The 12,805-nt window shown below is 32.9% G+C and carries 8 protein-coding genes and 1 pseudogene; 6 read left to right on the forward strand and 3 right to left on the reverse strand.

Annotated elements, in window-relative coordinates; all coding sequences use genetic code 11:
- Positions 1-2,847: 2,847 nt before the first annotated feature.
- From RINTHH_RS10775 to RINTHH_RS10780, 5 genes are all read left to right on the forward strand, one after another.
- Entirely contained in the window at positions 2,848-3,009 is a 162-nt protein-coding gene (locus RINTHH_RS10775) for a hypothetical protein (RefSeq protein WP_155943927.1), read from the forward strand.
- 255 nt (positions 3,010-3,264) lie between these two features.
- Positions 3,265-4,458 (forward strand): glycosyltransferase family 4 protein, encoded by a 1,194-nt coding sequence (locus RINTHH_RS06370; RefSeq protein WP_008234364.1) that lies wholly within the window; start codon positions 3,265-3,267, stop codon positions 4,456-4,458.
- Positions 4,459-4,757: 299 nt separating this feature from the next.
- On the forward strand, positions 4,758-5,027 hold the full coding sequence (locus RINTHH_RS06375) for a hypothetical protein (RefSeq protein WP_008234366.1): 270 nt from the start codon (positions 4,758-4,760) through the stop codon (positions 5,025-5,027).
- Between the two features lie 623 nt (positions 5,028-5,650).
- On the forward strand, positions 5,651-5,935 hold the full coding sequence (locus RINTHH_RS06380) for a GNVR domain-containing protein (protein ID WP_044304787.1): 285 nt from the start codon (positions 5,651-5,653) through the stop codon (positions 5,933-5,935).
- Between the two features lie 12 nt (positions 5,936-5,947).
- The gene (locus RINTHH_RS10780) at positions 5,948-6,100 is read left to right on the forward strand and encodes a hypothetical protein (RefSeq protein WP_008234376.1); all 153 of its coding nucleotides are present in this window, start codon (positions 5,948-5,950) and stop codon (positions 6,098-6,100) included.
- 877 nt (positions 6,101-6,977) lie between these two features.
- On the opposite strand, the gene RINTHH_RS06390 is transcribed toward RINTHH_RS10780, so the two are convergent.
- From RINTHH_RS06390 to RINTHH_RS06400, 3 genes and pseudogenes are all read right to left on the reverse strand, one after another.
- The gene (locus tag RINTHH_RS06390; RefSeq protein WP_008234381.1) at positions 6,978-8,918 is read right to left on the reverse strand and encodes an ABC-F family ATP-binding cassette domain-containing protein; all 1,941 of its coding nucleotides are present in this window, start codon (positions 8,916-8,918) and stop codon (positions 6,978-6,980) included.
- Positions 8,919-8,973: 55 nt separating this feature from the next.
- A pseudogene (locus RINTHH_RS06395) lies at positions 8,974-9,412 on the reverse strand (DUF1824 family protein).
- Positions 9,413-9,477: 65 nt separating this feature from the next.
- Positions 9,478-10,320 carry a prohibitin family protein gene (locus tag RINTHH_RS06400; protein WP_044304790.1) on the reverse strand — a complete coding sequence of 281 codons (843 nt, stop codon included), beginning with the start codon at positions 10,318-10,320 and terminating at the stop codon, positions 9,478-9,480.
- A gap of 176 nt (positions 10,321-10,496) precedes the next feature.
- Between RINTHH_RS06400 and RINTHH_RS06405 the strand changes: the two genes are divergently transcribed.
- Complete coding sequence (locus RINTHH_RS06405) at positions 10,497-12,302, forward strand: ABC transporter ATP-binding protein (protein ID WP_044304789.1); 1,806 nt, start codon at positions 10,497-10,499, stop codon at positions 12,300-12,302.
- The last annotated feature ends 503 nt before the right edge of the window (positions 12,303-12,805 follow it).

Raw genomic sequence — 12,805 nt, forward strand, 5'->3', positions numbered from 1 at the left:
CCTTCCCTCTCTCCATTCATTCCATTTGTTACTAGATAATTAATAAAATTATCCCTATATCTAACTTTCTAACTCAGTAGAAGGGATTTGCTCTATCCTATATCCAGTTTAGAAATGACCCAGAGCAGAGTGTAAGGGGTATTTATTCTATTCAAATCTCATTATTTCTCATTATGAGAACATCGTAATTCTCAACTCTGATGCAATAAAATCTGTGAAGCCCGCTATGAAATTCTATTCCAGTCAAGAAATTTTCACTGGAATATAACGAGCTACACGTATCACCATTTCCTCTCTCCTATTTATGGTAATTTATGCCATAAAGTTTTCCTGAGTTTATGTTCATCGCCTGACTTTGAAATATTGCTACTAAATACTTATGAGTATCGTGTGAATTATGTTTAGGGGAACCCTATTTGTTATGTTTTCCGGGTTTGGATATTAGCCTTGAATAAGGAGTTCTATTCCATCAATTATGAATCCCTACAAAAACTAGAAAAAATAATTAGGTTTTAAACCTCTTGATTTAATATCTATCGTTGCTATAACCTTACTTAACGTATACAAAAAATTATTTTTAACTGGGTTTTAGTCTGTAAAATATAGAGATAAGCTAAGTAAGTTTATATAATTAAATTATTTCATGTAAGCCTTACTTATTATTTTACACCTTTAACTTCATATAGATTTAATTCTAATTTTTAAGCAGAGAGTTTGTATTCTATGTGCAGAAATATTCTAGTTATGCGAGCAATTACTAGAATTGCATCTATGAGTTTTGTGAACTTTCTAAGAGGGGAAAATTAGTAGGGATTATTTTCAATACAAAATAAGATGGCAATGCAAGGATATATTGAAGCATTTTGTAGAAAGGATAAGAAAAGATGGATGATCTATATTAATCTCTGATAATTAAGACTTGTGTAAAACACATATTGAATAGGTCAAGTTTAAACAATGGTAGAAATGTATTATCGACTGTTTACATTGCCTAAAATATTCTTACATATTTAGCCTAAAAAAGAATAATAAGTTATTCGGTATGAAGCAATTACCAGACTATAGGAAAGATGTATTTACGAAAATAACTGAGTGGGAAATAATTCACAACTTAAAAAAAATCCAGGCAAAGTGTGGATATAAATACCTAAGTTTTAGAGGTGGAATAATGAGGTGAAATTAAATATCTCAATAAACTCATACATATACATGTAGATTAAACAGGCAGGCATAGTGAAAATATAGTATTTGTAGTTGCTGTTAAATATAACAAAGACTTCTAGAATATTTAGTTGGATTATAGCCCCTAAACAAGGGATAATTTTGCTTCAATTACTCAAGAGTAATTTTAGAACTAAGTAGTGAATAATATTATGGAGTAAACAAAATATAAAATCTAGTATTTTCCCTCAAATTTTCCAGAATTAAATAACACTCAACTTTGGCACTTATATTCAAGAGTTGGATAAGTTAATGGGAAGAATATTTTCACTTAATATCTCAACACCAAAGGGCTGTAGTTCTAATAATTGAGAAATACAGCCCTTTGGTGTTGCTACAATGATTCTTTGTATTCATATATCTCAAACTTATGATCTTATCATGCTTTAGACATAAAGCTTCACTTTACTCTATTCCTTTCATAATAATGTGGCACAAACACAAATTGCTTATACCAGTTGAAGTATATTATTACCTATCCGTTTAAGAGAAAAATTATCTTTTAATATAAATTCAGTAATCAAATGATGATAATACTAAATATTAGATCATTCGTAAAAAGTTTTATTATATACCACTTATAATATATCATAGGGGGTCTACAATACTTCAAACGTTACCGATAAACAATTATTTTTAGTGTGTATAGACTTTTAGGAGAACTAATAACATATGAATTGATCAAAATCAACTTTAGAATTTGCTTTTGGTAGGGGTATTGTACCTTATCAGGTTTGATTGAGTTATTGTTAGTAAAGTAAAAATTAAATCAAAAAGACTCAACTCAAAAACAATACAATTAAGCGTAGTATTCTGAACATTAATAGTAAAGTATACGGATTTAGAAGGACTTGGTAGCTACAGATAAAATCAAGTATCATTTAGTTTAAATTAGGAAAAACTCAGTATTTTTTATCATAAAAAAATATATAAATATTAATAAATATGAGTAAATAAATCTTATGGTACTTTTATCTCTTTCAGTTATTATTTTGAAAGTTGTTTTAATGATTTATCTTCTAATTGAATATGCAAGTCTCTTCTTATACATAAAATATTTCATAGAGTAATAAACTCTTATAGTTACTTCAACTTTATACCTAACTTATTGGGCTATTATTAACTTAATAATACAAGAGTATATGGTCATAGCAATTATTTTACTAATTCTTTGTAAAGAATTGGTAAAACTTATTTTACTAATAAAATGAGTTTGCAAAATCTATGCTAATCTATTTCCTCAGAACTAGAAAGTTTGTCTCAATTTTTTTTCTAAGGGTTTGCTATTCTACTAATTTTAATTAGGTGTTGATAGAGTGAAATTACCATAATAACTAATTTCCTATCATTCTAAATGCTTGCAGAGAGGAAAAATGACTATTCAAATAATTATAATTCAAGGGATTGATACTGGTATTAGTATGATTAGATACTTGATGACATTTCTATATATGCTATTTACTAGATCATTATAATGTAATTTATGCAATAATAAGTCTTAAAAAATATCAACACAGTGAATCATAATATCTTTACTAAAGCTTTACCTATTACTGGTAAATATGCATTTGTTTTTCCTCTAATAAGACTGGTAATTTATCACCACTAAAATTAGGTGACACAGGTGTGGTTTGTGATAAACGTACACCAAAAGTCATATCAGATAGATTATTCCAAATAATCCTACATCTGGAAAACTATCCTAAAAAATCTTGTATTCGTCTTGCCCAACCTTATGCCGCTTGTAATGTTGTAAAAGATTTATATGAGAATATGTTCACTCGTTAGCAAAAAAATTGTCAGTTATTTCCCTCAGTGTAAACTATGTTGTGATGAGTAGATGCCATCATAACAAATATAGCTATAATAATCATTTAGATGCTAAATGTAAATTTATTTTTTCCCAGAGCACTTTTTTAGACAAACTGAGTTAATTTTCTAGACTAGACCATGGCAGTACTTATTTTTAATCAGATCCTCTGCGTCTAAATATATTAAGTTGTAGCTGCGTAGGCTTTAAGTTATTAAAATAGGTCAATTATTATGAAAATAGCAGTAATAGGAGCCAAAGGTTTACCCCCTAAACAGGGGGGAATTGAACACTATTGTGCTGAATTATATCCACGTATTGTGGGTAGAGGTCACACTGTAGATTTGTATGCTCGTTGTTCGTACACAGAATGTGGTTGGCTGAAAAGTTACGAATATCAGGGAGTTAATGTGATTTCCCTACCAGGCTTAAAGACTAGAGGTATTGATGCTTTTGTTGCTTCTGCTTTAGGCACAACTGCTGCCAGTAGTAAAAGATACGATATCATTCATTTTCATGCCCTAGGTCCATCTATATTTACTTATTTTCCTAGATTCATAACATCAGCCAAAATAGTAGTTACCTGCCAAGGTTTAGATTGGCAAAGGACAAAATGGGGAAATTTTTCTACTCGATTAATTCAAATGGGGGAAAAAATAGCTGTCCGCTTTGCCGACAGCATAATTGTTGTATCAGAAGCCTTACATAGCTACTTTTTGCAGAACTATAGTCGTAAAACAGTTTATATTCCAAATACACCAGCAAAGTATGGGGATTCTGATACCCAATTTACTTATGGAAAATCCCTAGGTTTAATAGAGGGGCGTTATCTAATATTTTTGGGCAGACTGGTTCCAGAAAAACGACCAGACTTATTGGTAGATGCATTTAGTAATCTTTGCCCAGAAGGGTGGAAGTTGGTTTTGGCAGGTGGAGTGAGTGATACACAAGCATTTACTTCCAAATTATTGGAAAAAGTAGCAGATAATCCCAATATAATTTTTGCTGGAGAATTACGGGGTGATCGTTTGTGGGAAATTGTTAGGGGTGCTGGTTTATTTGTACTTCCTTCTGACTTAGAAGGTTTACCGTTAGCAATGTTGGAAGCAATGCAAGAAGGTGTACCTGTTTTAGCAAGTAATATTCCACCTCATCAGCAATTGATCCAAGGAGATAGGGGTATGCTGTTTGAAGCAGGTAACTTAGAATCTTGCATGAATTCTATCTATTGGGCTATTAACCATCCCCAAGATATGGTATTGATGGCAAAGCAAGCTCAAAAGTATGTAGAGCTCAATTATAGCTGGGAACAAATAACATATGAAACTTTAAAAATATATAAGGGTCTATTGAATTACCCACAAACTATTGATTTAAATGAACCCTGTTCTAATTCAGAACTAGCTGAACTAATAAGTAAAAAATAAGAGCTATTATTTATGTATGAATATAGGAAAAACAAAAATGGGGGGCGAGTAAATATGAATTATGTATTGACATGCATAACACGTAAGTCATGGAGATTAGATTTTTCAGGGTATTTTAAGATAGTCACATCTCCCAAACACTCATATTAGTTGACTTACAGGGCTTAAGTCCTAATGTTTTTTTTGGAAGGACCTTCGAAATAAACTATAGTACCCATACAAGGGAAAAAGGTATTTCGTCTATACCAGTAATTATACAAAGACGTGCATTACCTGCTATCGGAACATTTTCTGCTGTTATGGCTGGGTCGATAGCTTATTTAATAGTTGCACTTACTAGAATGTATGAGACTTCAACAAAAATCATGCTAGATGATAAGCAAGCTAGTATTTCTGAACTGGGTGGAGATTTGAACCAAGTAGCTCTACATTATGGTGGTCTTGATCTAGTTTCAGACCAAACAGAATTGGCAAAGTCACAAACTCTTTTAAAAAGAGTAATCAATATAGCTTTTAAAAGTTCAAAACTACCCGAAATTCATTTCCTGATCAAAAATCTAACCCGGTAGTTGAAAGTTAAAGCTATACCAACAACTAATGTTATAGAGTTAAAATATGCTGATAAAAATGCTGATGTAGCTGATAGCATTCCAAATGTTATCTCCCAAGCAATGCTTGAAGAAAATATCAAAAATACCAATTCGTAAGCAAAGAAAGTCAGGTAATTTTTAGAAAAAATAGAACTTCCTATAGCAAGAATGCGCTTAAAACTGGCAGAGACAGCAGAAAATAGATATCGGCAGAAAAGTGGGATTGTCTCGTTTTATGAACAGATTAGAAGTTTAGTAGAAAGTTTCACTGCTTTAGAGCAGGAATAATGTAACCTAATTGGCAAGTTACAAGAGGTAAGATCATATGATGGTCAAAATGAAGAGTTAAGAAAGCTATGTGCCAATTTAGCAAAAACAGAACATAAAATTATTGCTGTCCTAGTTAGTTTAACAGATTATCATCCCAATTTAGTCAAACTGATTCAAGAACGTAATGGAATTCGCACCCTTAAATACCAATTAAGACGAGTTACTCCAGAAAAGCAGGAATATCCTACAAATGACATTGCTATCGATCAAATCAGTCAAGAAATAACTTCTCAACTTGTAAATACAGAATTACAACGATTAGCTTTAGGACTGTGCAACGTGAACGATTCAAATTGCAATTTCGTCTAGGTAAATTACCAATTAGGCAGCAACCTTTGACTCAATTAATTAGGAAGCGAGAAGAAGTAGCGGAATCATTAAAAACATTACAACGCAAACTTGAAGAAGCACATATTGCAGAAGCTCAAAAGTTGGAAAACCTTAGAGTAATAGAAAAAGCAAAACCTACTCTTCTGCCAATATCGCCGAGGCCAACTGTGGTGTTATTACTAGCTACTATTTGTGGAGTAGTTTTGGGTATGGGGGTCCACAGGTAATAGATAGATCCTTTGGAAGCGGAAGAACTAGCCAAATTTCCACTCCTAGGGATACTACCCCATTTACCACAATCTGCACTTACCCTCAAATCTGCAGATAAATTTCTTGATTATGATAGTTTTATGGAACCTTACCGCATGTTGTTCAAGAATTTAGAAGCCTAGAAACATTAAAACTGATTGTTATCAGTAGTGCTATTTCCGGGGAAAGAAAATCAGTTGCAGCGTACCATTTAGCTGTAACTTCTGCTATGTTATCACGATGTACATTATTAATAGACGCTGATTTACATAATCCAGTACAACACAGACTTTTCAATATACTCTCAAAAATAGTAATAGTTCATGTTCTTCAAGGTCAATCACTCTACAAGAATTAGTATAAACGACATCGGTAGAAAACTTATTTGTTCTTACATGTGTTGAACTATATGGCAGACCATCACAAATGCTAGAGTCCAGAATAATGCAAGCATTATCAAATGATGCGCAAATAAACTATGAATGTGTAATTGTAGATACTTCTCCGCCAAGTGCTTGCGCTGATGCTGCAACATTAAGGTAACAAACAAAGCAGTTATTTAATAATATAAACACAACTAGACATCAATATTAAGGAGGTATTGCAAAGAACAGTATCCGATCTAAATAAGAACAGAATACCCATTTTGGGAATAGCAGTAAAAGGTCTTGCCAAATTTACAGAAGGATATCATTATCCATACCTAGTAAAATTTTATCAACCAGTTTTAGAAAAACCTGTAAAAAGTTTAGTTAATTCTTTTTCTCCTAAAAAGAATTACTAGAATCTATATAATATATTGGATTATTTTGAACTCAAATTTTTTTGCTTCTTCAATTATTAATCACAATACTTGTATCAGTAAAAAAAGTTTTATAGAAATAATCAAGGTATTCTTATTATTTCCAAAAAATAGGTTAATTCTTTCAAATAAATTCCTTGGTATTAGCTAGAATCTGAGCTTTAAAGTATTCTTTTATCTATATATAACGAAAAATATTTTCTTAGACTATTTTTTTGTTAATTATTAATCTCTGCTAACTCCAACCAACGTTCAGTGGCTACATCGATTTCATGTTTAATAACTTCTAATTGGTCATATTTTATTTGAATTTGGCTATAATTAATATCCGTAGATCTTTCTATTTCTGCTTCTACTTCTGATTTTTTTAATTCCAATTGCATAATTTTATCTTCTAAAGATATAAACTCTTTCCTCTGCCAATTAGATAAACGATGGCGTTTACTTATTTCTTCTTGTGGAGTTTGAGTATTGTTATTAAGTATTTTTTTACTTTTATTATTATTATTTTCTGTAACTTTAGAGTTTTTTTGCTGCTCGTCTTCTTCGGCTCTTTTATGGTCTAAATAAATGGAATAGTTACCAGGGTATTCTCTTATTTTACCTTTCTCACTAAATACAAAAACTTTATCTATGGTGCGATCTAGAAAATAGCGGTCGTGGGACACTATAATTATACAACCATTAAATTCTTCTAGATATTCTTCTAATACTGCTAATGTTTGAACATCTAAGTCGTTAGTTGGTTCATCTAATATTAAAACATTTGGTGCACTCATTAGAACTCTTAGTAAAAATAACCGGCGCTTTTCACCACCAGAAAGCTTATTAATAGGAGAATATTGTTGACTTCCATTAAAAAGAAATCTTTCTAGCATCTGGGAGGCGGTAATATAGTTACCGCAAGACTCTTGAATGTATTCTCCACCTTTTTCCTTGACGTAATCAATAACTCGTTGGCTATCATTAACTCCTACTAATAAATCCTCAGAATGCTGATCAAAATAACCAATATGGATGGTAGTACCAATTTCTACTTTCCCAGCATCTGGTTGTAGACGGCCAGTAATCATATCCATGAGAGTAGATTTACCAACACCATTACCCCCAATAATTCCTATTCGATCCTCTGAGCTGAATTCGTAGGTAAAATCTTGAATTAGGATGTGGTTACTATAAATTTTTGTAATACTATTTAATTCAATTACCTTTTTGCCAATACGACGACTAGGTGTAGAAATATCTACTTTCTCTTGGGCTTTTTTAAACTTAGTGGCTTGCATACTTTGAATACGCTCAATCCGAGCCTTTTGTTTCGTACTACGGGCTTTTGGTCCTCTTTTTAACCATTCTAATTCCCGACGCAGAATACCTTGAAGTTTACGCTTACTGCTAGCTATAGATCCTTCTGCAAGTGCTTTCTTTTCGAGATAATAAGAATAACTACCAGGATAAGAGTAAACATCTCCCCTATCAATTTCAATGATACGATTGGTTACTCTATCCAGGAAATAGCGATCATGGGTAATAAGTAACAATGCACCATGGTAATGATTTAAATAGCTTTGTAGCCACTCCACTGATTCTGCATCTAAGTGATTGGTAGGCTCATCCATCAGGAGAAAGTCAGGTTCTGACAACAGAGCTGTCGCTAAAGCAATGCGCTTACGATAACCTCCTGATAAAGTCCCAACCTTAGCATCAAAGTGAGTAATCCCCAACTTGGAAAGAATTATTTTGGCATTAGTTTCTAGGTTCCATGCATTCAGTACATCCATTTTCTGCATGACTGAGGATAAGTGAAACATTAAATCCTCATCTTCTGGGTTTAAAGCTAAATGACGGGAAATATACTCATACTTTTTTATTAAAGCCATTTGCTCTCCATCTCCAGCAAACACCTCTTCTAAAACAGTGCATTCTGGATCTAAATCGGGCTGTTGGGGTAGGTATGTAATGCTTGTATTAGGGGTAACTGAGATTGTTCCACTATCAATTGTTTCCAGCCCTGCAATTATTTTTAATAAGGTTGATTTCCCAGAACCGTTAGTACCAATGAATCCAACTTTATCATTAGCATCCAAACTGAAAGAGGCCTCTTTTAGAATTTCTTTTATGCCAAAATCCTTGGCAACAGATTGCAGTGTAATTACACCCATACGATTTTAAATTTCATATTAGCGGCTACTCAAACTTGACCTGTAACTTTACACTTTAACCTTTTAGGGATAAATCAACGGGAATATGACCAAACATTTGATTAAATTTCCAGATGTAAATGGGATTGACATTAGATTAAAACACCAAGATATGACTTAGAGTATGAATCTAAATGACAAATACCATTTACCCCATTTATATTTTTCCCATTTAATTTAATATAAACAGGACTGCTAATTATTGGCAAATTAATTGGTGGATCATTTCCTAAAGTAAAATAATAAGTCTTCATTGCTAACAATGCTTACTCAACCTTGTCAGCATCAATACCAGGGATTTGATAATCAGATGAATTAACTATCACCAGCAAGGATTGACAAATTAATCTTCTTTCCGATGTTTGTATACTAGGAGAAATATCTAAACAGTTAAACTTATTGAATATTTTTTTCGCTTCTTGTATAGTAATTCGGGTATGATTTTTGCTCCTCATAAACAACTTATTTTCTACTTATTTAATGGTCCACAAATATGCCTAGAGCATAGAAAAAAAAGCAGCTATTCTTGCATATTACTCAAATTAAAGATAAAAGGTGCAGCATTGTGAGAATCACTTCCCGTAACAAGTACCTTGGGCATTTGAGCACCACCACTTTTCCAAGCTTCAATTGCTTCTTTTTGTAGAACTAATTCCCCTCCTTGGGCTTTAAGTGTTTCTGCTAACAACCTTTGAGCTTCTGCTTTGCCCTTAGCACGGTTAATATCTGCTTGCGCTTGCTGTTCTGCTTCTCTTGCTACATAGACTGCTCTTTGGGCTTTTTGTTCGGCAATTTGTTTCTCTTCAACAGCTCTTGCAAATTCGGGGGAAAAAGCTAAGTCAATCACACTAGTGTCTAGCACAATTATTCCATATTTATCTAGGCGTTGATCTAATGCATTGTCAAAATCCTCTTTTAATTCATCTCTTTTGGTAATTGCCTCTTCTACAGTTCTTCTTGCTGCCGCAATTTTAAACGACTCCTGGGTTTGGGGAGCAATAATTTTGGAAACTATATTGGCTAATGTTCCTTGTTTTCTTCTGATTTCCACTACTTCTTGTTGATTAATACGGAAATTAATCGCAAATTTTGCCGACAGCTGCTGCAAATCTTTAGTGGAACTCTGAGCCGGAATTTCATATTTTTGGACTGTAACATCATATACGTCAACACTGGAAATTAGTGGAGGTTTGATGTGGAAACCTTCCAGCAAAGCCCCATCTCTGGCCTTGCCTAAAATACTTAGAACCCCAGCCTCACCAGGATTAATAATCACAAAAGAGTTTAGGCTAAATATTACTATTATTGCTGTTGCCAAGCCCACAGCCAAAGCTTGCCAACTAATTAATGTCTGTGTTTTCAAAATGTTATCTCCTTGTTGATTAATAAAAAAATATGGTTTAAAATTCAAGCTATCAGGATCTTTTAAAGTAGTAAAGCTGACTAACTTTCCTGTCATCAATATGCTCAAAGTCCTCCCTCTTTCTTGTGTACTTATATTTTTGGTATTATTCTAACCCGTACGATTTTATAGTAGTTGTGGCTAAGATACTAACGTCAAAGTGGACATCAGGCAAAAAGCAGAAGTTTTATCCCTTCAAACGTTTATTTGATTATGGACAAAAGTATAAACGGCAACTATGGTTAGCTTGTGGGGCTTCTGTTTTAAATAAACTTTTTGACTTAGCCCCACCAGCATTAATTGGTGTGGCTGTGAATATAGCCATCAGGCAGGAGGATTCCATCATAGCCCAATTAGGAGTGGAAGAAATTGTTTGGCAATTTTTAATCCTTTCCTTAGTAACGGTTATTATTTGGGTGTTAGAATCCCTGTTCGAGTATTCTTACAAAAGACTTTGGCGCAGCTTAGCACAAAATATTCAACATAATCTTAGATTGGATGCTTATAAACATTTGCAGAAATTAGAGCTGGCATATTTTGAGGAACATAGCACTGGAGCACTGATATCTATCTTGAGTGATGATATTAATCAGTTAGAACGTTTTTTAGATTCTGGAATTAATGATATTTTGCAAGTTTTTACCACTGTTATAATTGTTGGTGGTGCTTTTTTTATCATTGCTCCTGATGTTGCTTGGATAGTAATTTTGCCAATACCATTTATTGTGTGGGGTACTTTAACTTATCAGGACCTATTGGCACCTCGCTATGCTGATGTTAGAGAAAAGGTGGGATTATTAAATTCTCGGTTATCAAATAATTTAAGTGGTATTACTACTATTAAAAGTTTTGTTGCTGAAGATTATGAAAATCAACGTTTAGCATCTGAAAGTGAGGCTTATAGCCGAAGTAATAATCGAGCTATTAAGTTGTCAGCAGCATTTATCCCTATGATCAGAATGTTAATTCTAGTGGGGTTTATTGGTTTGATGATATTTGGTGGTATGGCAACAGTAACTGGGAAAATTGCTGTGAGTGCTTATAGTGTATTAGTATTCCTAATTCAAAGATTATTGTGGCCATTAACCAGGTTAGGTGAAACTTTTGACCAATATCAAAGGGCAATGGCTTCTACGAATAGGGTAATGGACTTGTTAAATACTCCCGTGGCAAATCATTATGACAATATTGCTTTAGATCTTGATGCTGTAACAGGTGAGCTTGAATTTGTTGATATTTCTTTTTCCTATCAAAATAGACTGCCAATTATTCAAAATTTATCTTTATATATTCCTTCAGGAAAAACTATTGCTATTGTCGGTACAACTGGTTCTGGAAAAAGCACTTTAGTCAAATTATTGTTAAGGTTTTATGAACTTAATTATGGCAAAATCACTCTTGATGGGATTGATATTAAAAATTTAAGTTTGCGGGATTTACGTCAGTGTATTGGCCTTGTCAGCCAGGATGTATTCCTATTTCATGGAACGGTGGCTGATAATATTACCTATGGGAGCTTTAATGCCAAAAAACAAGAAATTATCATGGCGGCAAAGTTAGCAGAAGCTGATGATTTCATCATGAAATTGCCCTATGGCTATGAAACTGTTGTTGGGGAAAGGGGACAAAAATTATCTGGTGGACAAAGGCAAAGAATTGCACTAGCTCGCACCATTTTGAAAAATCCCCCCATCTTAGTGTTAGATGAAGCCACATCTGCAGTAGATAATGAGACTGAAGCTGCTATTCAGCGAACACTGGAAAAAATTACAGTAAATAGAACTACTATTGTAATTGCCCATCGTCTTTCCACTATCCGCAATGCAGATTATATTTATGTCATGGAGATGGGGAAATTATTAGAATACGGAACTCATGAACGCCTCCTACAGATGGATGGGATTTATGCAAGTCTCTGGCAAGTCCAGTCTGGAATAAAGTAATGAGTGCAAAATAGTAAGGGATTGAGCCACTGCCTGCTTTTGTTTCCTTTGATACTCTAAAATCCAAAATAATACTTCTTATTAACTAACCTGAATTTACCAGATAATTATTTTTGTCGTTAGTAGAATTGATATAAAAAAATTATCCATAGATTGAAGCTAAAAAGTCACAAAAGTCTAGTTCATATTAGCTTCACCTATATTCTCCTTGGATTTTTTCTTTTATTCAATAAGAGATTATAGTTTGGAATGGCCTATTGATAATGATTCGTGGTTAAGATTTATATGTATTTAAATAATGAGTCTTCATATAAGTTAATCATTACTTTTGATGGCTTGTTTGAAAAACTCGATTACAAAAATCTATTGATATGGACAAGGTTTATAGCAAATAATCTTTAACTTTTATTTTTGTATCTGTTAAACCCAATGCTCGACAGATAAAGTATTTTCAGTTACTATATTTTAAAAAAAATTATAACTCCCTAAAAAAANATATATTA

This window comes from Richelia intracellularis HH01 (assembly GCF_000350105.1).
Classification (GTDB): Bacteria; Cyanobacteriota; Cyanobacteriia; order Cyanobacteriales; family Nostocaceae; genus Richelia; species Richelia intracellularis.